Source organism: Phocaeicola plebeius (assembly GCF_003437535.1).
GTDB lineage: Bacteria > Bacteroidota > Bacteroidia > Bacteroidales > Bacteroidaceae > Phocaeicola > Phocaeicola plebeius_A.
Genome location: NZ_QSQT01000005.1, coordinates 124,279 through 147,297, shown reverse-complemented (window position 1 = coordinate 147,297; position 23,019 = coordinate 124,279). Strand labels below are relative to the sequence as shown.

The window sequence follows — 23,019 nt, the reverse complement described above, 5'->3', positions numbered from 1 at the left end:
TACGCATGTTACTAAATAAATTGTGTCAACTTATTTAGTACACTACAGTTTTCTTCCAAACGCTTCGAGGTTTTCCATGGCAGCTAAAAAAGGCGTAAAAATCAACAGGAAACCGCTTTTTTCATACCAAAATCATGGATATTCAATAAAAAGACTTACTTTTGCGGAAGATTGCCCTTGTAGTTCAACGGATAGAATAGAAGTTTCCTAAACTTTAGATTCGGGTTCGATTCCCGACGAGGGTACAAAAAATAAGCCGCTCTCCCTTGAAGGAAAAGCGGCTTATTTTTTTGCCTGCAGCAAGTAACGGATTACTTACGAAGACCAAGTTCTTTAACAATAGCACGGTATCTTTCGATATCACGGCTCTTCAGGTAGTTCAGCAAAGAACGACGCTTACCTACCAAAGTTGTCAAAGCTCTTTCAGTGCTATAATCTTTTCTGTTGAGCTTCATGTGCTCAGTCAGGTGAGAAATACGGTATGAAAACAATGCTATCTGCGCTTCAGGTGAGCCAGTATCAGTGTTAGACTTTCCGTACTTTCCAAAGATTTCTTGTTTTTTAGCTGCGTCTAAATACATAATTTGACTATTTATTAAAATGTATAAATTTGATTTGCGGATGCAAAGGTAAGCATAATCTTTCAGACTACAAGCGTTTTACATCTTTTTTTCATACCCGGAAGAAGAATTCCTTTGAAAGCCCTGACGGAAGTTTCTTCCCCATGAAGACCGGCATCTGCAGTCCAGTTTCCGCCAAAAAATATAAAAACCCTGCATAAAATACCCGCCTTTCGCTGAAAAACAGTAATTTTGCACACAATTATATATAGGTATAGTATGCAAGACATTAGAAACATTGCCATTATTGCTCACGTTGACCACGGAAAAACAACTCTGGTGGACAAGATGATGCTGGCGGGACACCTGTTCCGCAACGACCAGACCAACGGTGAACTGGTTTTGGATAACAACGACCTGGAGCGTGAAAGAGGTATAACCATTCTTTCTAAAAACGTATCCATCAATTACAACGGTACAAAAATCAACATTATCGATACTCCGGGACACGCCGACTTCGGTGGAGAAGTGGAACGTGTCTTGAACATGGCCGACGGATGTATTCTGCTGGTGGACGCTTTTGAAGGTCCGATGCCGCAGACCCGCTTCGTGCTTCAGAAAGCCCTGCAGATTGGATTGAAACCTATCGTAGTGGTAAACAAGGTAGACAAACCGAACTGCCGTCCGGAAGAAGTATATGAAATGGTGTTCGACCTGATGTTCAGCCTCAACGCCACAGAAGACCAGCTGGACTTCCCGGTGATCTACGGTTCTGCCAAGAACAACTGGATGGGTGAAGACTGGAAAACTCCGACCGGCACCATCACTCCGCTGCTGGATGCCATCGTGAAATACATTCCGGCTCCGAAACAGCTGGAAGGAACTCCGCAGATGCTGATTACTTCACTTGACTATTCTTCTTATACCGGACGTATCGCCGTAGGCCGCGTGCACAGAGGTACACTAAAAGAAGGCATGAACATCACCCTGGCTAAACGCGACGGTACATTAGTGAAATCAAAAATCAAGGAAGTACATACCTTCGAGGGTCTGGGCCGCAAGAAAGTAGAATCTGTATCTTCTGGCGACATTTGTGCCATCATCGGTGTGGAAGGCTTCGAAATCGGTGATACCATCTGCGACTTCGAAAATCCGGAACCGCTGCCACCTATCGCCATCGACGAACCGACCATGAGCATGCTGTTCACCATCAACGACTCTCCGTTCTTCGGTAAGGAAGGAAAATACGTGACTTCACGCCACATCCACGACCGTCTGATGAAAGAGTTGGACAAGAACCTGGCGCTGCGCGTACGCAAGACGGAAAACGAAGACGGAAAATGGATTGTTTCCGGACGTGGTGTACTCCACTTGTCTGTATTGATTGAAACCATGCGTCGTGAAGGCTACGAACTTCAGGTAGGACAGCCGCAGGTTATCTTCAAGGAAATCGACGGTGTGAAGTGCGAACCGATTGAAGAACTGACCATCAGCGTGCCCGAAGAATTTGCCAGCAAGATGATTGATATGGTAACCCGCCGTAAAGGTGAAATGGTATCCATGGAAACTCAGGGCGACCGTGTAAACATTGAATTCGACATGCCGTCACGCGGTATCATCGGTCTGCGTACCAACGTGCTGACTGCTTCTCAGGGAGAAGCCATCATGGCTCACCGTTTCAAGGAATACCAGCCGTTCAAGGGCGACATTCCTCGCCGTACCAACGGTTCAATGATTGCCATGGAATCAGGAACTGCCTTTGCTTACGCCATCGACAAGCTGCAGGATCGCGGTAAGTTCTTTATCTATCCGCAAGACGAAGTATATGCCGGACAGGTGGTAGGTGAACACGTTCATGAAAACGACCTGGTGATTAACGTAACCAAATCAAAGAAGCTGACCAACATGCGTGCTTCTGGTTCTGACGACAAGGCCCGTATCATTCCGCCGGTTATCTTCTCACTGGAAGAAGCACTGGAATACATCAAGGAAGATGAATACGTGGAAGTAACTCCGAAGAGCATGCGTATGCGTAAAGTCATTCTGGACGAAACGGAACGTAAACGTGCCAACAAGAACTAATTCATTCTTTATATAAAAAGTAAACCGGACTTTCAGAGGTTCTCGCCTCGTGAAAGTCCGGTTTACTTTTTATATGCTGTTTTGAGTTATTCTCTATAAACCAGCTCATTGTTGTTCATCCGCTGCATATACTGCTGGATAATTGACTTCAACTGGGTTTCCATTTCTTTCCGCACTTCCTGCGGCATGCTGTCTTTCACATCGTCCTTCATCAGCACGTCTGTACGGAAACGATAGGCATGAATCACTTTTTCTCCGTCGAACTGAATCAGATAATCACCTTTCAGGAACTGGTAGATGCCACTTGAAGGCAAATAATTTACAGCAAACTTCTCTGAAGCAGGTGTATGAAATGCATCCTGCCCAAAGCCCACATAAGGGCGATCATAGCCAAGTATGCCCAACACTGTAGGCATAATATCAATCTGGTCTACTATCTTCTCTTTATCCAAGCCCTTCAACTCTGGAAGCCCAGGGGCATAAAAAATGACAGGCACATTATAATAACCTAAATCTGTCACATACTCCGGATAGCAGTTTCCACTGGTATGGTCTGCCGTAATTACAAACAACGTATTTTCAAACCAAGGCTGCTTTTCGGCCTTTTCAAAAAATCGCTGAATGGCATAATCAGAATAAGCCACCGTTTCAAATAAAGGATCATCTCCCGTAGGAAATTTGCCTTTATAACGTTCAGGCAAATCAAAAGGACCATGAGAGGTGGCCGTAAACACAGATGTGACAAAAGGCTCTTTCATTTCCGACATCCGGTCACAATAGAACTGCAAGAATTCTTCATCCCAAATAGCCCAAGTCCCGTCAAAATCCGCATCGCCATTGTAATTCGGGTCCTCATTATATTCGGTACGACCAAAATATTTCTGGAAACCCACGGAACGGGCAAAAGCCTGGAAACCCATTGAACCGTTCATCGCGCCATGGAAAAAAGCAGATGAATATCCCTTGTTTTTGGTCAACTCACCAGCAATGCTGGATACATCATTCAAAGCCGAAGGAGTCAAAAAGAAAGGTTCTACAAAGCTTGGTATAGACGACAATACCGACGGCATCCCATCAATACTCTTGCGGCCATTGCTATATGAATACTGAAAAGTCAGACTCTTTGCCAGCAATGAATCAATAAAAGGAGTATAACCCTTGTAAGCCCCGTTTTCCAGCTGAGGATTCAATGAGCCTACATGCTGTTTACTGAATCCCTCCCAGATAATTACCACTACATTCATCGGGCGGAAAGCAGTTGAATCGGCAGGGAAATGCACTGGAGAATAAGCTGCAACAGCTTCTGCCTCAGGAAAATAATCAGGAATGACAAACGTCGCTTTCCCCAACGTGCGGAACAAAGAGAATGGTGTATTTAACACCAGACCCGCATCCAAAGGACGCTCTACGTATTGATTGGCATTACTCAAGGTAATAGGACGAGTAGCGGTAGTCATACCTCCACGCATACCAAACACTGTAAAAGGAATAGCAATCAACAGAGTTACCAGTTGTACCACATAATAAGGCATTTTCTGTTTCACAGGAACCTTAGGCGAGCGATACAGCTTATATATTACATAAAACAGCACAGCAGCCAACAATACCAGATACCAATAGGTAGCAAACTCATCTAAAAAAATAGAAGTTAGTTTCCCGTCTCCCTCATTCCGAAATTCCTGCAAAACCGTCATCGTAGTACGTCTTCCGGTAAAACGAAAATACACACAGTCTATTAGATTGGTTATCAGGAAAAAGGTATTTACACTGGTAAATACCCAGCGTACAATCTTATAAAATACAGGAGTCTCTTTCCAATGTAAAGGAAACAAGAACAACAAAATAAATAAAGCATTACTATAAAGGATGGCAGTAGTATCAAAAATAATACCTGCCCCGAAAAGGCTCATGGCATATCCAAAAGTCAAGTGCTCGCTAAATGTATCCCAATTTACACATAGAAACACCAGCCGGCTTAATGTATAACATACATAAACAAGCAATAAATTCCAAACCAGTGACAATACATTGGAAAACAATTCTTTCTTCATCATTTCTCACCTTTTTATAAATACTGAACGGCAAAAATAACGATAAATTTGGAGAACTTCGTATCTTTGCCTTCTAAACCAAACAAAGATGAAGAAAAAACAACGTATCACCCTTGGAGTCTCCGTCCTCATTTTACTTGTATTAGGTTTTTGGGTTCATTCCCGCTGGCATGTATGGTTTGGTAATCCGGAAGAACCGGCTTATCTACCACTCAACGCTCCCGGAAGAGTACTGTTGACATTTGGAGACAAAGAAGAACTTTCACGTAACATCAGCTGGCAATACGATTCTGTAGTTGCCTCTTCATCTTTTGTAGAGTTAATCGACACTCTGGCTAAAGATACTTTACGGATAGAAGCAAAGGGAGAAGTGTTCCAGTCACGTAGCGGCAAAGCTGCCTATTACACAGCCCGCTTACGCTCACTTAAACCAGCTACCTTTTACAGCTACCGGGTAAGTAACAACGGAAAATATTCTCCATGGTACAATTTCCATACCTATAACCAGACCACCCGTAACGATTACTCCTTCATCTATGTAGGCGACGTGCAAGATACTATAAACGGAAAAGCCAATCAGTACCTGAAAGAAGCATTACAGGCACATCCTAAAACAGAATTCTTTGTCTTTGGAGGTGACCTGACTGAACGTCCTATGGATTCATACTGGGCAGAAACATTCTCTGGTCTTGATTCCATCGGGCAGTACTATCCTGTTTTAAATGTAACCGGTAATCATGAATACCTGAAATATGCCATCCGCAAACTGGAACGTCGTTTCCCATTGGTATTCTCCTACTTTCAAGACTCCATGGTAGGCGACAATCAAGTGTATACACTTAGGTATAATGACCTGCAACTCTTTTTGCTCGACAGTAACCGGGAGTTCTTTTACCTGTGGTCACAAAAGGAATGGCTGGAAAAAGAACTTCAGACAAGTGATGCACGATGGAAAATTGTAGTCTTGCATCATCCATTATATTCCGTCAAAGGCAAATACAACAATCTGGCACAAAAAACGATTTTCAACTCACTTATCCAAAAATACAATGTGGACCTCGTCCTGCAAGGCCATGAACACGCTTATGCCCGAATGACGCTTCACGATGAACAGGGAAGTGCAACACCTCCAGTTTACACTGTCAGTCACTGCTCTCCCAAAAGCTATAGAATTACATTCAACCAGCGTTTCGATAAATATGGTATTGAAAGCCGGTATTACCAATACATCCGTATTCACGGAGATACCCTCAGCATGAGCACCTACGAGGTACCTGCCGGTAATTTATACGACTCGTTAGATATTGTAAAATCCGGAGTCAAGCCAATGATTATTGATCATGGGAAAAATATTCCTGAGCACTTGAACTTCCAGCCGGGAAACAGCAAAAAAGGCCAGGAGTATATGAAACGGATTGAGGAGTATAAACACAATAAAGAAAAATCTCATGAAGATAAAGTTAATACGAAAGATTAAACAAAGGATACGCGACATCTCAAATGTATGGAGTGTAGCAGGTATCCGCAATGTATACGTCATGGCTATACTTCCACACTTTGGCAGTAAAAGTACCCGTGATATACGTCGAGAACGGAAACAACAGGCAATCTTGCATTATCTTCAAACAAATTATCAAAATCTCATTCTAAAATACACACAAAAAGAAGAAATACCCCCAGCCTCCAATCAAGCACCTATATGGGTTTGCTGGTGGCAAGGAGAAAATGCGATGCCACCTATAGTACAAAGTTGCTTTCAATCTTTATGCTCACATGCTGGCAATCATCTGGTTCACCTTATTACACAAGAAAACATATCAAAATATGTTACTATCCCGGATTACATCCTACGAAAGGTTCAGGAAGGAAAAATCTCATTTACTCATTTTTCAGATATTCTCCGTATGTGTCTGCTCTATGAGCATGGAGGCTTATGGATAGATGCGACTGTATATGTTAGCCAGCCCATCCCTGAAAAAGTTTTTCAAGAACCGTTATTTACAGTGGCAGCCAATATTGATACAGATAACATTTCTCAAGCAAAATGGATGGGATTTATTTTAGGAAGTTCTCCTCAAGGAGTACTATGCAGTTTTGCACGCGAATTATTCTTCCAATATTGGGAAAAAGAGAACAAGCTTTTAGATTACTTTTTAATTGATTATGTCATCTCAATCGCTAAAACAAATCTGGCTTCTGTCAGAAGAAGTCTGAACTCCATCCCTACAGACCATTCTCAAATTTTTGACCTTGAAAATATGATGAACAAAGCATACAACGCAAACTCTTTCAAGACATTATGTGAGCAACAAATCTTTCATAAACTCAGCTATAAGAATAAACACGCACAATACACAAATAAAGGTGTCCGTACACTATATCATATGTTAATTTCAAAATAATTATTTTCTATGCTCTAAACGTTTTCGATTACGTATTTTCATCTCCTTCAGGAAAGAAGCCGGTATAAGGTATTCTATTATTTGTTTAATTCCATACTCAACCTGCTTTCCAAGAATCTTTATTTTCCAAGTTAAAGTATGATCGACCCCACGAATCCGTGCACACTCCTTCTTAACAGCAATCTTATTTACAGATGAAACCCCATACACAGCCTCACAAAAAGATATATTAACAGGAATATATAGCATCTTTTCACCTCGTTTGTACAGATTATATACGAAATTATAGTCAGCAGATAAGCGATAAGATAAATCAAAGGGATGAGACTTCAATTCATCTACATCCGTAAACATTGACTGATGGCAAGCAGGCATGAGTTTTGGAGTCACTTCTGGTATATTCCCTTTTGCGGCAACTACAGCATATGATTTCTGCCTCAAAGTATCTCCGTATACAAGTTTTACTTCCATTGGTATTTCATGGGAAAATACAAAATCAATTGTTTTATCATTATAAAAAACGTCACCAGCATTCATAAAATTCACCCAACGCCCATTGGCTAATTTAACACCTTTGTTCATTGCATCAAAAATACCTTTATCTTTTTCGGATACAATTCGCACAGCAATCCCTTTTTCATGAAACAAAGGTTCCAATTCATAAATAATATTTAATGTGTTATCCGTTGATTTTCCATCTACCAATATATACTCCAACGGGCGATAAGTCTGGTTCAACACACTTTGCATAGTTTTAGCAATAGTTTGTCCTGCATTAAAACAAACTGTCACTACTGTTATGAGTTCTTTGGACATAATTCTATACATTTTCTATATTTAGGTCTTGCTAACCTCATAAAATACAATAATTGATCAAATACTCTTTTCAACTTATATGAAAAAGGCACTACGGGACGCTCGCCTTTCCACGGAGTTAAATCCAGATAGTGGAAATAAAGGCCTTTATAAGGATGCTGAGATTTATATTGCCAGGGTTTCTTCCCTCCCGTATAATGTATAATAACAGGGTGGAGCAATTCTTGGTCCAACGCTGCAATTGACTCCGGACGAATGCGACGTTTGCGACGCAAGAAGCCATCTTGTACATTATAACGGAACGGTAAAAACAACTTACAATCATGAAGTAAAGCGTTTAAAACATCCTGATCATAAAAGACCAACTTACTTCCGTTTTTGGAGATATAATCAAGCGCTTTAGACATCAATCCCTCTTCTCTCCAATAGTCTAAATTAACCAATAATACCCCAGAATTAAAATACGAATCTGATGAAGGATAGTGCAAACGTGTATAAATTTCTTCCCTACCACTCCACATATCCTCTACACAAGCTACTGCAAAAGTCTTCAAATCTGTATTCCAAAGTTTTTCTATTGAGCCCACAACAACCAAGTCACAATCCAGATACAAGACTTTATGTATTTTCAATGGCAATAAGTTACCTAGAAATATACGATAATAAGCAGCCAAAGAGATATGAGAACCTTCCGCATATCGAGGACAATCCTTTACCAAATCCATATCTACATAATAAAATTCCACTCTTTGGTGATATTTATTTTCAACAAACTCCACCATCTGACTTCTACATTCATTTGATAAATCTTCGGTAATCACATGTATATGAAAACTAACATTCTGATTATTTTCAAATAAAGATGTCAGCATGACTATACAATACTTCACATAAGAAGTATCTATATTGCAAGCTATGTGTATTGTTTCTTTTACCATTCTTTAAAATGCTACTTCCGACAATGCCTTTGTTATATAATACCCCTGACTTAATCTTTTACTTATTTCCACAGTATTCTGCTTCATCTTAGCATATTGCGCAGGAGTTAATGAAGATAATATTGTATCCAATTCGGCCAACGAGGATATACAAATCCCGATACCGTTAGAGCGAACAAAATCAGAAAGGGCGGCCTGATCCCAAATAATCACAGGTAATTCACAGCGAATATATAAAGAGGTCTTATGTGGATTATTGTATTTCAAATATTCTCCAAAATTACCGGTACAGGCATCTACAGAAAAGCCATCCCAAACCAGGCCAAAATCTCCTTCCGCCGTAGCAATCAACTCATCAGAGCGAACAAACCCCTTACAATTAAAATGCTCTTTTCCCTGTGCCTTTTCCAAATCAAATCCATTACCATATAAATTAAATTTATAAGAATGAACATAATTACCCACTTCATACAAAAAAGTATTTTTCCGAGGATTCAATGATCCTGCATATACTACTCCGTAAGGTTGTGAGGGAACCAAATGAGAGGAGGCTGTAGTTTCTGAAAGATAATCAAAAATCTCAAGTACCCCTAAAGGAACCTTGCATCCGTTATCCAACAGCCATTGTTTCATCCGAGAATTATGAGCTATTATATAATCAGCATGCCCTAATCGATGAATTTCCTGAGCTACCGTCAGCTTTTTACGACGAAAGCTACCCAAATCATGAATGACAACAACTACCTTAGCACCTTTACAATGAGCTATCTGGCACACCAGTGTGAAATACTTTTTAAGTGGATATTGCACTACGAGCCTATCACCTTTTCTCAAAGAAAAAGGAAGTTTCAACACACCTGCTAATGTGGCCAGAAAAGCGAGTATGGAGTTTGTGTAACGCGTCTGACGTAAACCGACGTTTACAAAACCATTTGACTCCATAATCTGCTCTATATCGGTTTTTGCCTTATTCCCGGCTCCGTCTACTCCTTTATAATTGCGTGACAAATAACAATTTCTCATACATTTATCGATTACATTCTTTTTCCCATAATTCCAATGCCGAAGCTACCGTATCATCCATATCTGCATAAGTATATTGCCCTAATCGGCCGCCAAATATCACATTCTTACACTGTAAGGCCAGTTCCTGATACCTGCGATACATAGCTCCATTCTTCTCGTCATTGACCGGATAATAAGGTTCTTTACCTGGTTCATACGTATCCGGATACTCATAGGTAATGACCGTATGCGGTTGCTTTCCGTATTCAAAATGTTTATGCTCAATAACACGGGTATAAGGAATCTCCCGAGCTGTATAATTCACTACCGCATTTCCCTGGAAATCATCTATTTCCAGTATTTTTTCTTCAAATCGCAGACTACGATATTCCAGATGTCCGCATTGATAATCAAAATATTCATCAATACACCCAGTAAACAAAATACAGTCTGCCACGTCTTCCCAGCGAGTACGTTCAGTAAAGAAATCAGTATTTAATCGAACCTCAATGCCTTCAAGCAAAGCATCGATTAATTTATTATATCCACCTTCAGGAATTCCCTGATAACGGTCATTAAAGTAATTATTATCATATACAAAGCGGAAAGGAACCCGGCGAATTATAAACGCTGGCAACTCTTTGGCAGAACGTCCCCATTGCTTCTCAGTATATCCTTTTATCAGGCATTCGTATACATCTTTTCCACACAATTTCAAAGCCTGCTCTTCCAAATTAGCCGGAGTCACGATATGACTGTATGCCGCACATTGTTCTTTTATCTTTTCTTTAGCTTCCGCAGGAGTCACTACTCCCCACAGTTGATAAAAGGTATTCATGTTAAACGGCAAATTAAACAATCGATCACGGAAACGTGCTAACGGTGAATTAATAAAATGATTAAATGGAACCAATGAATTTACATAGTCCCAAACATATTTATTGTCTGTATGAAAAATATGAGCACCATACTTATGCACGTGAATTCCATCTACATCCTCGCAATATACATTCCCTCCTTTATGGGAACGTCTATCTATTACCAGGCAGTTTTTCCCTGCCCGGGTAGCTTCACGAGCAAAAACTGCTCCAAACAGTCCGGCACCTACAATCAAATAATCATATTTTTTCATTACAGCCCAAACAATTATTTTAATTTATACTTATGCTTTTCGCAAAGCTACACAAAAAGAATGAATTACATAGTCTTTTGAGAATTTAGTATACCAAAAGCCTTTGAAAAGCACTAAAAGGAACGTAGTCTTTATCTTTTTTACCTGCAAAAACAAATGATTTTCACATTCAATTGGTAAAATAGAGAAGAAAACCTACCTTTGTAAAATTCGTAACCATTATATATTTAATATGAGGATAGGATTTGATGCCAAGCGAGCCGTACAAAATTTTACCGGATTAGGGAACTACAGCCGTTACCTGATTGAGATTCTTTATCGTTTCTATCCAGAAAACGAATATTTCCTTTACGCTCCGCATATCCGTTCCAATCCTCGATTCAATCACTTGCTTACCGCATGTCCTTCGCTTTCCTGCATCTCTCCCAAAGGATTATGGAAAAAGTGCCGCTCTGCCTGGCGCTCCATCGGCATCACCCGTAGCCTGGAGAAAGATCACATCACTATTTATCACGGTCTTAGCAATGAGCTTCCACTCAATATCCGGAAAGCAACTCACACCCGAAGCGTAGTAACCATCCATGATTTAATTTTTCTGCGCTATCCACAATGTTATCCACCCATTGACCGTTTCATTTATACGTATAAATTCAGGAAGGCATGTCAAGATGCAAATGCCATAGTTGCCATCAGTCAATGTACCAAACGGGATATTATACACTATTTCGATATTGATGCAGATAAAATTCATGTTATTTATCAAGGATGTGATGAAGTATTTACCCATCCCGCACCAGAGCAGCTTAAGCAAGAAGCCAGAGAAAAATATCATCTTCCTGCAAAATACATTCTCTGTGTCGGGAGTATAGAAGAAAGAAAAAACGCATTATTAGCTGTAAAGGCCCTGCCTGGAATACCAGAAGATATACACCTGGTTTTAGTGGGAAAACGTACTTACTATACCAACCAGATTGATGCGTTTATCAAAAGCCATCGACTGGAAAAACGTGTGCATCTTCTTCATGATGTAACCTTCCAGTATCTACCAGCTATTTACCAACAGGCAGAAATTTTTGTCTACCCTTCCCGATTTGAGGGCTTTGGAATTCCCATTATTGAAGCTCTTCATTCTGGTATACCCGTCATTGCTGCCACCGGCTCTTGCCTGGAAGAAGCAGGCGGGCCAGATTCTCTCTACGTACATCCAGACGATAAAGAAGGCATGACAAAAGCAATCTGCAGTTTACTGAATCACCCGGAGAAGAGACAGCACATGATAGAACAAGGCCTGAAATACGTTACCCGTTTTTCAGAACAAAGACAAGCCGAAGAATTGATGAACTTGTATCGCTCACTTACAGAAGAAAAAACAATATGAAAATAGAAATTTCTCCAGATTATCAATATATGGCAAAAGAACTCTTTGATATTCCACGTATGTTCGACGAGGAACAAGGAGAGATCGTCTATTCAGGCAGAAACTTTGTACGCCGTTTCATTATTCTAGGCACACCAGTCGTTGCCAAACGATTCAAACGAGTTAATTTCTTTCAACAGATTGCATATACATTCTTTCGCAGTACCAAAGCAGAAAGAGCCTTTCGCTATGCCGGAATCTTCAGAAAACGCGGGATAGAAACTCCTCATGAGATTGCTTTTCTTGAAACATATGAACACGGACTGTTCACTACCGGATATTTCATTTGTACAGCATGCCCAGACCCTCCGGCCTTCCCTTTTCTGGTACCTAAAGAAGATTACGACAAAACACTTGCTACAGACTTAGTGTCACTAATCGTCTCCATGCACCAGAAAGGTATTGTACATGGAGATTTGAATTTCGGTAACTTCCTGTTTCGAAAATCGGAAAAAGAAGCGCATTATCAGTTTCAGGTAATCGATATTAACCGTTCTCTCTTTTTTGATACATGCCCTCCCAAAGAAGTATGTCTCAAAAATCTAAGTACTATTACGCACCGAAGAGATTTATTTGAGTTTATGGTTAGAGAATATGCACGGCAAAGAGAATGGGATGAAGAAGAAACACTTGCACACACCACTGGTTACCTACAAAAACTGGAACAAAAACATGCAAGAAAAGAAAAGATAAAACGATTATTTAAAAGATAAAACTATGATACCTAAAATCATACATTTTTGCTGGCTAAGTGGCGACCCATATCCTGAAAAAATTCGAAAGTGCATGAAAACCTGGAAAAAAGTCATGCCGGACTACGAAATAAAACTTTGGAGCATGGAAACATTCGATGTTTCTTCTGCACCAGTATATGTACAAGAAGCAGTAAAAGCCCGTAAATGGGCCTTCGCTGCAGATTATATCCGTATGTATGCCCTTTACACTGAAGGAGGTATCTATCTGGATTCAGATGTAAAAATTCTAAAAAGATTCGATGACTTTCTACATTATTCATTCTTTTCCAGCTTGGAATATCATCCCAGCCAACTGGAGCAAACCGGATCTATCCATAGAATAAGTCCTGAAGGGAAACGAATTGGTGATGACTATATTTCCGGTATGCAGATTCAAGCAGCAGTCATGGGAGCAGAACCTCAGTGTCCGTTTGTAAAAGATGTGTTAGACTGGTATGTTCATAAACAATTCTCCAAGGACTTATCGGCCGACATGTTCGCCCCTTTGATTTATGCACAACTGGCAGAAAAATATGGATTCTTATATTTAGACAAAGACCAAGATCTGAAAGATAATATGCATATCTTCCGCTCCGAAATTTTTGCTGGGAACAAACACGAAGTGACACCAGCGTCATACGCTATTCACCTCTGTGCTCATAGCTGGAAGAATTCTCTTTTGGACAAACTTCTTCTATTCATCAAGAAATTAAAAAAGGCATGAACAGTAATCCTCAAAGAGCCCTATTTACAATTGTTACTGTATCATATAATTGCTGTTCACTTATTGAAAAAACAATTAAAAGTGTATTACAGCAAGACTACCATGATACAGAATATATCATCATCGATGGAGAATCTACTGACGGAACAGTAGAAATCATCAAAAAATATGCACAACATCTTGCATTCTGGTGCTCAGAACCTGATGGAGGCATCTATCAGGGTATGAATAAAGGTATCTCACATGCAAAAGGAGAATGGATTCTTTTTTTAAACGCAGGGGATGTTTTCGCAGAAACAAATGTCCTGACAAAGGTTCTTCCTTTTACAAAGAATAAAGAACAAGATATTCTTTACGGAGATATCTTTACACTCAGAGGTAATGAAAGAGTTATCAAAAAAGCACTAGAGCCATGTAACAAACAACGGATGTTCTTTTGCCATCAAGCAGTTTTCGTTCGTACAGAACTGATGAAACAGTATCCTTATGACACACGTTTCAAAATGTCGGCCGATTTCTATTTCTTTAAATTTTGCTATCTGACAAAGAAAAAATTCCAACATATTCCCATTGTAATTTCTGTATACGACCGTACCGGCATTTCCAATACGCACCGAATAGCCGGACTAAAAGAAAACATCCAAGTGATTCGGGAATTGGACAAAGGCTGGGATAAGATTAAATTTCTTATCAAGCTACATTTTGTCATCTATTGGAACAGCATCAGAACATGGATAAAAAAGAATAGAATATAAATTATACTTGTGATTGTCTGCGTTCCCACTCTTCTTTAGTCCGTTTCCAGCGGTTATGACTCCAAAGCCAATAAGCAGGCTCCCGCTGAATCATTTCTTCCAGCATACGGGCATACATATCTGTAAGCTGGTAATCGGGTAGCTCTTGAGGATGTACTGTCATTCGTTTCAGTTCACAATGATAGTACCCTCTTTTTATCCGTTTTACATCTGTAAAATATACCACAGCTCCTACCTGCTTGGCTATTTGTTCCGTGCCGATGAAGATAGGAGTCTCACGATGCAGGAAAGGCACCCAATGATGAATGCTGTTCCACTTTGGCGACTGATCGGCAATAAAGCCTACAAATGTTTTTTGGTGCTCCCGTTTTAATGTAATGATACGCCGCAAGGTTTCTCGCATGGGAATACACTCCCCACCAAACTGGTTACGCAAGCGTAAAAATAGTTTATCAAAATTTTTATTATAAAGAGGATGATAGATTTGAGTGCACAATATATCATTACCTGTCCAGTAAGCCATTGAGGCTATCCACTCCCAGTTACAGTAATGTCCTAAATACATAAAGCCAAAATTGACATTGTTTTTCTCCAAATCGGCTTTCATATCTTCTACCCCACTGAATGTCATCCGACGCATAATCTGTTTCTTCGACATGGAAAACAGCTTAATGGTTTCCACCATATAATCACAAAAGAAATGATAGAATTTCTTTTCAATGCGTATTATTTCTTCCTGACTTTTCTCCGGAAATGAACCCACTAAATTCTTACGGACAATGTTTCGCCGATAACGAACTCCATAATATAAAGGGATATACAGAAGATCAGAAAAAAAATAAAGTACTCGCAATGGCAACAGTGACAATAAATACCACAACGCAAAAACCAGATAATATGCAAATTTCATGGAATCTCTTTTTATAAAACACTGCAAAACTACAAAATTCCTGCTTTTTCAGAAGGTTTATCAAGTTAAACTTGCAGATTTACATTATCTTTGCCTATTATTTCAAACACTCAACTACCATGATGAAAGAATTCTTTCAACTGATGCGGCGCTTTGTAGCACCGTACAAAAAGTTCTTGGGATGGTCAATACTTCTAAACGTATTGTCCGCTGTTTTCAATATTTTTTCTTTCTCACTATTGATTCCGATATTAAATATCTTATTCAAGACCGGAGAGAACAGAAGTGTATATCAGCTGATGGAATGGGGAAGCGCTGATTTCAAGGATGTGGCTACTAACAATTTCTACTATTATACCACACAACTGATTGATAGTTTTGGCCCTGCTACTACCTTACTTTTTCTCGGATTGTTCCTCGCAGGAATGACTTTGCTCAAAACAGCCTGCTATTTTGGTTCATCGGCCATTATGATTCCTCTACGAACTGGAGTAGTAAGGGACATTCGTATTTTAGTCTACAAAAAAGTAGTGTCGCTTCCTTTGGGCTTCTTTTCAGAAGAACGGAAAGGTGACATCATTGCCCGTATGAGTGGAGATGTGAACGAAGTAGAAACCTCTATCACCAGTTCACTGGACATGCTGTTGAAGAATCCGATTTTAATCATTTCTTATTTTGCAACTCTCATTGTCACCAGCTGGCAATTGACCTTATTTACCATCCTTGTATTGCCTACCATGGGATGGGTCATGGGAAAAGTGGGACGCGCCCTAAAACGCCAGTCTTTAGATGCACAAAACCGCTGGAGCGACACCATGTCACAGCTGGAAGAAACCTTGGGAGGATTACGCATCATCAAGGCATTCATTGCAGAAAAGAAAATGACGGCACGGTTTGAGAAATGTTGCAATGACTATCGTGATGCGGTAAATAAGGTTGCTATCCGCCAGTCATCTGCACACCCTATGAGTGAGTTTTTAGGTACATTGCTTATTGTGGCTGTGCTTTGGTTCGGAGGTTCTCTAATTTTATCGAACCACTCCTCCATCAATGCGTCTACCTTTATATTCTACATGGTCATTCTATATAGTGTTATCAATCCGCTCAAGGAATTTTCCAAGGCAAGCTATAACATTCCGAGAGGATTAGCCTCTATGGAACGTATTGACAAGATTCTAAAAGCAGAAAATACCATTCAGGACCCTGTACACCCACAACCTTTGAAAGAAGTAAAAGAAAAGATTGAATTTAAAGATATTTCATTCAGCTATGACCAAAAGAAAGAAATTCTGAAACATATCAACCTGACAGTAGAAAAAGGTAAGACCGTGGCTCTGGTAGGCCAGTCCGGTTCCGGAAAATCCACGTTAGTAGATTTGCTTCCACGTTATCACGACGTACAGCAGGGAGAAATCACCATCGACGGAACCAATATCAAGGAAGTAGCCATTCACGACCTGCGCAGTTTGATTGGGAATGTCAACCAGGAAGCTATTTTGTTTAATGATACTTTCTTCAACAACATCGCTTTTGGAGTGGAAGGAGCAACCATGGAACAGGTCGTTGAAGCAGCCAAGATTGCCAATGCGCACGATTTCATCATGGAAAAACCGGAGGGATACAATACCAATATCGGCGACCGCGGAAGCAAACTTTCCGGCGGACAACGTCAGCGTATCAGCATTGCACGGGCTATCTTGAAGAATCCTCCGATTCTGATTCTGGACGAAGCGACTTCTGCCCTTGATACGGAATCTGAACGTCTGGTACAAGAGGCATTGGAAAGACTCATGAAAACCCGTACCACAATTGCTATTGCCCACCGGTTATCTACGATTAAAAATGCAGATGAAATATGCGTACTCTATGAAGGTGAGATTGTAGAACGAGGCACACACGATGAACTGATTCAGAAAAACGGATACTACAAACGGCTCCATGATATGCAGTCGCTATAAACAATAAAAAAGTGGAGAGTCATAAAAGACTCTCCACTTTTTCTATAATCTGATTCGGAGTAATCTGCCTTAAGCAAGCATAATCACCTCGTATACATGGTTTGTTCCCAAAAATAGAGCAAGGGCGACAAGGCAAACTTATCTGTACCGCATTCTTTTCACTCTGTCCCCATCCCATAAATCCTGCATAAGGATGTGTCGCTCCCCATACAGAAACGACCGGAGTCCCTACTAACGATGCCAAATGCATATTCCCGGAGTCCATTGCAAGCATCACATCCAGATGACTCATTAACGCTAATTCTTCTGCCATCTTTAATTTGCCAGCTACGGATACCACTCGTGGATAGGCTTGTTGCCATTGTTCTAATTGTGCCACTTCTTTCTTGCCTCCGCCAAAAAGAAACAGCTTTACATTTTCCCTACTGGAAAGAGAACGTACAATCTGCTCTTGAAGTTCGATAGGATACACCTTTCCCTGATGAGCAGCAAACGGAGCTACTCCAATCCATTTATCATGTACTTCCTTATACCCCACAACCGAGCGTATATTTTCGATATTTCCCTTTTCATTCCCAAAAATAGAATGAAAAGAAAGAGGAAATGAAAATCCTAATTGTTTAAACACCAGTGCATAGCGTTCAAAAGAAGTAGTTTGTGGAGTCAAAACTTTATTTTCAACAGACGTCAGTTTCTTTCTTTTACCTCTCTCTTTATCTATGCATGCCACTTTCACTCCACTGAGTTTAAAGCAGAAAGAGAGAAAACGACTACGTAATACTCCATGCAAATCGGCTACAAAGTCAAACTGTTCATGCTTGAGAAGAGAAAACAGGCGAAACAATCCTTTGATTCCGGCATATTCTTTTTTCACATCCACACCCCGAAACGAGACATTGGATGGAACCTGCGTAAACAATGCAGCCATATTAGGGCGACTTAACACCACAACCTGATGCTGAGGAAAAGAGTTCGCAAAAGAACAAAGCACTGGGACTGTCATTGCCACATCTCCCAGTGCCGAAAAACGAATGACCAGAATCTTTGCCATAATCAAAAAAGAGTCTGATTATTTCTTTCCGTATAATACCGGATTTAATGCCGGATCATTGTACATCTTCATCTGTTTGTACACTTTCATATACTTACGTCCAGCTTCAATGTCTGCAATCAGCTGGTCAATAGCCAATGACAAATCTTTCTGTTGCTCCAACAACACCGCAAGTTTTGCCTCGCATTGCTTATGATGAGCTTCATCTGTATCCGTACGTTCCACTTCCTTACGCATGTGATAAATCTTCAAAGCCAAGATAGACAAGCGGTCAATAGCCCATGCGGGACTTTCCGTATTAATTGTGGCTTCAGAAGAAGGAGTAATATCTTTATATTTATCCAGGAAGTAGCTGTCAATCAATTCCACCAAGTCAGTACGATCCTGATTAGACTTGTCAATTCTGCGCTTTAACACCAATGCTTCTGCCGGATCGATATGAGGGTCACGAATAATATCCTCAAAATGCCATTGCACAGTGTCAATCCAGTTTTTCAGATACAAATAATATTCAATACTTTTCAACGGATATGGATTATTAATAGGAGCATCCACGTTATCCGTCTTATGATAATCATTGATAGCCTGCTCGAAAATAGGACGACATAATTCTGTAAAAGTCATAACAACAAATTTTAAACAGTGAATAATGAAAAACAAAAATAATGATTGTTTCACAAATAAACAACTGATAGTCTTTCAAAATTTACATACACTCAGTCAGGGAAAATGCTAACTTTGCAACCCAATAATTTGGACAAAGATGAAAGTAATCGTAGACAACAAAATACCTTACATCCGCGAAGTCATCGAACAACTGGCGGATGAAGTGGTCTATCTGCCGGGAAAAGCCTTCACACCGGAGGTCGTTAAAGACGCAGATGCCCTGATTATCCGCACACGGACAATCTGTAACCGGGAATTGCTGGAAGGAAGCAATGTACGGTTCATCGGAACAGCCACCATCGGCTTCGACCACATTGATACGGCATATTGCCGGCAAGCCGGTATTACCTGGAGCAACTGCCCCGGATGCAATGCGGGGGCTGTAGAACAATATCTTCACGCCGTGCTTCTGCTTCTTCAAAAAGAAAAGGGAATCAACCTGCAAGAATCTTGTCTGGGTATCATTGGTGTAGGGCATGTGGGAGAACGTATCCGGCAGATGGCACAACGTATCGGATTGAAAGTATTGCTGAACGACCCTCCTCGGGCTGATGAGGGAGAAGAAGGTTTCTGTTCATTAGACACACTGGCCGAACAATGTAACATTCTGACCTTTCATACACCCCTCATCCGGGAAGGAAAATATAAAACCTACCATCTGGCCGACAGCACTTTCTTTCAAAAGTTACAACAAGCCCCTTACCTCATCAATACCTCACGTGGAGAAGTTGTAGACACAGAAGCGCTGCTCGCAGCAATGAATAAAGGTCTCGTAAAGGGTGCCGTCATTGACGTATGGGGAAACGAACCGCACATCAGTCAGGATCTGCTCGACAAAGTATTTATCGGCACACCTCACATTGCCGGTTATTCTGCTGACGGAAAAGCCAATGCTACCCGCATGGTACTAGAAGCATTTTGCCGTTTCTTCCATAAACAGGCAGATTTTCACATTGCCCTCCCTGACAATCCGAATCAAACCTTATCGCAGGACGAGAATGTGAGGGTACTTCAATTGTATAACCCACACAAGGACTGCGAAGAATTGCGTGCACACCCGGAGCTGTTTGAACAACTGCGCGGCGACTATCATTTACGAAGGGAATAAGGCATAAAAAAAACAAGTTTACGTGCACAGAATGTATAAAAATGTGCAAAGGAAAAGCATTTATTTGCCTGAATATTTGCTTAGAATCAGAAATATTTATTCCTTTGCAGCGAAAAATCAATAAATTACATTATTTATAAACTTAAAAAACTTAGAATTATGTCTGAAATCGCATCAAAAGTACAGAAAATTATCGTAGATAAATTGGGCGTAGAAGAATCAGAAGTAGTTGCAACTGCTAGCTTCACTAACGACCTGGGTGCTGACTCTTTGGATACTGTAGAATTGATCATGGAATTCGAAAAAGAATTCGGAATCTCTATTCCAGACGATCAGGCAGAAAAGATCCAGACTGTAGGTGACGCTGTCTCTTACATCGAAGCTAACGCAAAATAATTTAATTCTACCTTTATGGAATTAAAAAGAGTAGTAGTAACAGGTCTTGGTGCGTTGACTCCAGTGGGTAACACTGTTCCGGAATTCTGGAACAACCTCCTGAACGGCGTCAGCGGAGCAGGACCTATTACTCATTTTGATGCGTCAAAATTTAAGACTCAGTTCGCTTGCGAAGTGAAGAACTTCAACGCTGCTGACCATATTGACCGTAAGGAAGCCCGTAAGATGGACCTTTACACTCAGTATGCCGTAGTTGCAGCTAAAGAAGCGGTAACTGATGCCGGTATCGACGTAGAAAAAGAAGATTTGAACAAAGTCGGAGTGATTCTCGGTGTCGGAATCGGAGGTATTCACACTTTCGAAGAAGAAGTCGCAGGTTACGAAAAGACTAAAAACGACCTCGGACCGAAATTCAATCCGTTCTTTATTCCGAAAATGATTGCAGATATTGCATCCGGACAGATTTCTATCATGTACGGCTTCCACGGACCTAACTTCACCACTACTTCTGCATGTGCGTCTTCTTCTAACGCTATAGCTGATGCATTCAACTATATCCGTTTGGGAAAAGCCAACATCATTGTAACAGGTGGAGCCGAAGCAGCTATCTTCCCTGCAGGAGTAGGCGGCTTCAATGCCATGCATGCACTGTCTACACGCAATGACGACCCTGTACGTGCTTCACGTCCGTTCAGCGCCAGCCGCGATGGTTTCGTAATGGGCGAAGGTGCCGGATGTTTGATTCTTGAAGAACTAGAACACGCTAAAGCACGTGGTGCGAAGATATATGCAGAATTGGCCGGTACAGGTGCATCTGGCGACGCTTACCATTTAACAGCCTCTCATCCTGAAGGCCTGGGTGCGAAACTGGTTATGCAGAGCGCTCTGGAAGATGCCGGAATGAAACCGGAAGATATCGACTATATCAACGTACACGGAACTTCTACTCCGGTAGGCGACGTTTCTGAAGTAAAAGCCATCAAGGATTTGTTTGGCGAACATGCTTACAAACTGAACATCAGTTCTACCAAGTCTATGACTGGACACCTGTTGGGTGCAACCGGAGGTGTAGAAGCCATTGCTTGCGTACTGTCTGTAAAAAATGATATTGTACCTCCGACAATCAACCACGAAGAAGGTGACAACGATGAAAACATCGACTACAACCTGAACTTCACTTTCAATAAGGCACAGCAGCGTACTGTACGTGCTGCATTGAGCAACACATTCGGATTTGGTGGTCACAATGCATGTGTAATCATTAAAAAATACACTGAATAAACTGTGTTTAGCAATATACTAGATGAGATAAGACTTCTTTTTCGAAAGGATAAGGAGTCTTATCTTTGTTTTTATAAGATACTGGGATTTTATCCGCGAAACATCGAAATCTACCAGCAGGCCCTCCTGCACAAATCGTCTTCGGTAAAAGCTAAAGGCAGACTGTTGAACAATGAACGCCTAGAGTTCTTAGGAGATGCCATACTGGATGCAGTAGTGGCCGACATTGTGTACAAACGGTTTGAGGGGAAAAGAGAGGGATTTCTGACCAATACACGCTCTAAAATCGTACAACGAGAAACATTGAACCAGATTGCCGTAAAAATCGGTCTGGACAAGCTGATAAAATACACCACACGGCAGTCGTCACACAATAGCTACATGTGTGGTAATGCCTTTGAAGCGCTTGTGGGAGCCATTTATCTGGACCGTGGGTACGCCACCTGCAAGTTCTTCATGGAAGAACGTATTATCAAGCCCTACCTGAATCTGGAGAAGCTGTCGCGGAAGGAAGTCAACTTCAAGTCGAAACTGATTGAATGGGGACAGAAAAACAAGTTCCTCATTGAATTCAACCTGCTGGAGCAGACGGTCGACGAGCAACAGAATCCGGTCTTTGAAACACAGGTCGTGGTAGAACAGGTTCCCGCTGGGCAAGGTAAAGGATATTCCAAGAAAGAATCACAGCAGGAAGCTGCTCATGAAACCTTGAACAAAATCAAAAATGACCCGCAGTTCATTGACACGATTTTTGCAGAAAAAGCCGCACGAGAACAAGCTGCTGCAGAGGAGAATCCGACTTCAACTGACGCAACCGATGCATTGACTGCGGAAGCAGATACTCTTCCCGTACAAGCAGACGAGCAGAACCCGGAATCTTTCGATACGGAAGTGAAAGAAGAAACTACTGTTACTGAGAAATACGATGACGTGGAACGGATTATTGCCGAAGCAGAAGAAGCGGCATTCCAGCTTACAGAAGAGACAGAAACAGACAGTGAAGAAACAAAAATTACTACGTAGTAATCGCCTG

At 40.9% G+C, this 23,019-nt stretch carries 21 protein-coding genes and 1 tRNA gene; 13 read left to right on the top strand and 9 right to left on the bottom strand.

The window, feature by feature from the left end:
* Nucleotides 1–173 precede the first annotated feature (173 nt).
* Nucleotides 174–245: transfer RNA gene (locus tag DXD04_RS04110), tRNA-Arg, on the top strand.
* 66 nt (nt 246–311) lie between these two features.
* Here the strand turns inward: DXD04_RS04110 and rpsO are convergent.
* Nucleotides 312–581: a 30S ribosomal protein S15 gene (rpsO, locus tag DXD04_RS04105; RefSeq protein ID WP_007560687.1), complete on the bottom strand. Its 270-nt coding sequence runs from the start codon at nt 579–581 to the stop codon at nt 312–314.
* 258 nt (nt 582–839) lie between these two features.
* Between rpsO and typA the strand changes: the two genes are divergently transcribed.
* Nucleotides 840–2,642 (top strand): translational GTPase TypA, encoded by a 1,803-nt coding sequence (gene typA / locus DXD04_RS04095; protein WP_007560689.1) that lies wholly within the window; start codon nt 840–842, stop codon nt 2,640–2,642.
* 86 nt (nt 2,643–2,728) lie between these two features.
* Here typA and DXD04_RS04090 read toward each other — a convergent pair whose 3' ends face one another.
* The gene (locus tag DXD04_RS04090) at nt 2,729–4,693 is read right to left on the bottom strand and encodes an LTA synthase family protein (protein WP_117671150.1); all 1,965 of its coding nucleotides are present in this window, start codon (nt 4,691–4,693) and stop codon (nt 2,729–2,731) included.
* Nucleotides 4,694–4,781: 88 nt separating this feature from the next.
* On the opposite strand from DXD04_RS04090, the gene DXD04_RS04085 reads away from it, so the two are divergent.
* A complete protein-coding gene (locus DXD04_RS04085; RefSeq protein ID WP_117671125.1) occupies nt 4,782–6,170 on the top strand; it encodes a purple acid phosphatase family protein in 1,389 nt (462 codons plus the stop codon).
* Nucleotides 6,142–7,095 carry a capsular polysaccharide synthesis protein gene (locus DXD04_RS04080; RefSeq protein WP_117671123.1) on the top strand — a complete coding sequence of 318 codons (954 nt, stop codon included), beginning with the start codon at nt 6,142–6,144 and terminating at the stop codon, nt 7,093–7,095. Before DXD04_RS04085 ends, DXD04_RS04080 begins: the two co-directional genes overlap by 29 nt.
* On the opposite strand, the gene DXD04_RS04075 is transcribed toward DXD04_RS04080, so the two are convergent.
* Genes DXD04_RS04075 through glf form a run of 4 tightly spaced genes read right to left on the bottom strand, consistent with a single transcriptional unit; the run spans nt 7,096 to nt 10,986 of the window.
* On the bottom strand, nt 7,096–7,911 hold the full coding sequence (locus DXD04_RS04075; RefSeq protein WP_181977164.1) for a glycosyltransferase family 2 protein: 816 nt from the start codon (nt 7,909–7,911) through the stop codon (nt 7,096–7,098).
* Complete coding sequence (locus DXD04_RS04070; protein WP_117671119.1) at nt 7,893–8,849, bottom strand: glycosyltransferase family 8 protein; 957 nt, start codon at nt 8,847–8,849, stop codon at nt 7,893–7,895. Before DXD04_RS04070 ends, DXD04_RS04075 begins: the two co-directional genes overlap by 19 nt.
* A gap of 3 nt (nt 8,850–8,852) precedes the next feature.
* The gene (locus DXD04_RS04065) at nt 8,853–9,872 is read right to left on the bottom strand and encodes a glycosyltransferase (RefSeq protein ID WP_117671117.1); all 1,020 of its coding nucleotides are present in this window, start codon (nt 9,870–9,872) and stop codon (nt 8,853–8,855) included.
* Nucleotides 9,873–9,876: 4 nt separating this feature from the next.
* A complete protein-coding gene (gene glf / locus DXD04_RS04060; protein ID WP_117671115.1) occupies nt 9,877–10,986 on the bottom strand; it encodes a UDP-galactopyranose mutase in 1,110 nt (369 codons plus the stop codon).
* Nucleotides 10,987–11,218: 232 nt separating this feature from the next.
* Between glf and DXD04_RS04055 the strand changes: the two genes are divergently transcribed.
* Genes DXD04_RS04055 through DXD04_RS04040 form a run of 4 tightly spaced genes read left to right on the top strand, consistent with a single transcriptional unit; the run spans nt 11,219 to nt 14,616 of the window.
* Nucleotides 11,219–12,364, top strand: a complete 1,146-nt coding sequence (locus tag DXD04_RS04055; RefSeq protein WP_117671113.1) for a glycosyltransferase family 4 protein — start codon at nt 11,219–11,221, stop codon at nt 12,362–12,364.
* Nucleotides 12,361–13,116 carry a lipopolysaccharide kinase InaA family protein gene (locus tag DXD04_RS04050; protein WP_117671111.1) on the top strand — a complete coding sequence of 252 codons (756 nt, stop codon included), beginning with the start codon at nt 12,361–12,363 and terminating at the stop codon, nt 13,114–13,116. The genes DXD04_RS04055 and DXD04_RS04050 overlap by 4 nt, the downstream gene beginning before the upstream one ends.
* Before the next feature lie 4 nt (nt 13,117–13,120).
* A complete protein-coding gene (locus tag DXD04_RS04045) occupies nt 13,121–13,861 on the top strand; it encodes a glycosyltransferase family 32 protein (RefSeq protein ID WP_117671109.1) in 741 nt (246 codons plus the stop codon).
* Nucleotides 13,858–14,616, top strand: coding sequence for a glycosyltransferase family 2 protein (locus DXD04_RS04040; RefSeq protein ID WP_117671107.1), 759 nt, complete (start codon nt 13,858–13,860; stop codon nt 14,614–14,616). The genes DXD04_RS04045 and DXD04_RS04040 overlap by 4 nt, the downstream gene beginning before the upstream one ends.
* 1 nt (nt 14,617) lies before the next feature.
* Here DXD04_RS04040 and DXD04_RS04035 read toward each other — a convergent pair whose 3' ends face one another.
* On the bottom strand, nt 14,618–15,526 hold the full coding sequence (locus DXD04_RS04035) for a lysophospholipid acyltransferase family protein (RefSeq protein ID WP_117671105.1): 909 nt from the start codon (nt 15,524–15,526) through the stop codon (nt 14,618–14,620).
* A 122-nt stretch (nt 15,527–15,648) separates the two neighbouring features.
* Between DXD04_RS04035 and DXD04_RS04030 the strand changes: the two genes are divergently transcribed.
* The gene (locus DXD04_RS04030) at nt 15,649–17,484 is read left to right on the top strand and encodes an ABC transporter ATP-binding protein (protein WP_117671148.1); all 1,836 of its coding nucleotides are present in this window, start codon (nt 15,649–15,651) and stop codon (nt 17,482–17,484) included.
* A gap of 19 nt (nt 17,485–17,503) precedes the next feature.
* On the opposite strand, the gene DXD04_RS04025 is transcribed toward DXD04_RS04030, so the two are convergent.
* Both DXD04_RS04025 and DXD04_RS04020 read right to left on the bottom strand, forming a co-directional pair.
* A complete protein-coding gene (locus DXD04_RS04025; protein WP_117671103.1) occupies nt 17,504–18,535 on the bottom strand; it encodes a glycosyltransferase family 9 protein in 1,032 nt (343 codons plus the stop codon).
* An 18-nt stretch (nt 18,536–18,553) separates the two neighbouring features.
* On the bottom strand, nt 18,554–19,159 hold the full coding sequence (locus DXD04_RS04020) for a DUF4254 domain-containing protein (RefSeq protein ID WP_117671101.1): 606 nt from the start codon (nt 19,157–19,159) through the stop codon (nt 18,554–18,556).
* A gap of 139 nt (nt 19,160–19,298) precedes the next feature.
* On the opposite strand from DXD04_RS04020, the gene pdxB reads away from it, so the two are divergent.
* The 4 genes from pdxB to rnc all read left to right on the top strand — a co-directional run bounded on the left by pdxB (nt 19,299) and on the right by rnc (nt 23,009).
* Nucleotides 19,299–20,309, top strand: coding sequence for a 4-phosphoerythronate dehydrogenase PdxB (pdxB, locus tag DXD04_RS04015; RefSeq protein ID WP_117671099.1), 1,011 nt, complete (start codon nt 19,299–19,301; stop codon nt 20,307–20,309).
* Nucleotides 20,310–20,468: 159 nt separating this feature from the next.
* Nucleotides 20,469–20,705, top strand: a complete 237-nt coding sequence (locus tag DXD04_RS04010; RefSeq protein WP_117671097.1) for an acyl carrier protein — start codon at nt 20,469–20,471, stop codon at nt 20,703–20,705.
* Between the two features lie 15 nt (nt 20,706–20,720).
* Nucleotides 20,721–21,986, top strand: coding sequence for a beta-ketoacyl-ACP synthase II (gene fabF, locus DXD04_RS04005; protein ID WP_117671095.1), 1,266 nt, complete (start codon nt 20,721–20,723; stop codon nt 21,984–21,986).
* A gap of 3 nt (nt 21,987–21,989) precedes the next feature.
* Entirely contained in the window at nt 21,990–23,009 is a 1,020-nt protein-coding gene (gene rnc / locus DXD04_RS04000; RefSeq protein ID WP_117671093.1) for a ribonuclease III, read from the top strand.
* The last annotated feature ends 10 nt before the right edge of the window (nt 23,010–23,019 follow it).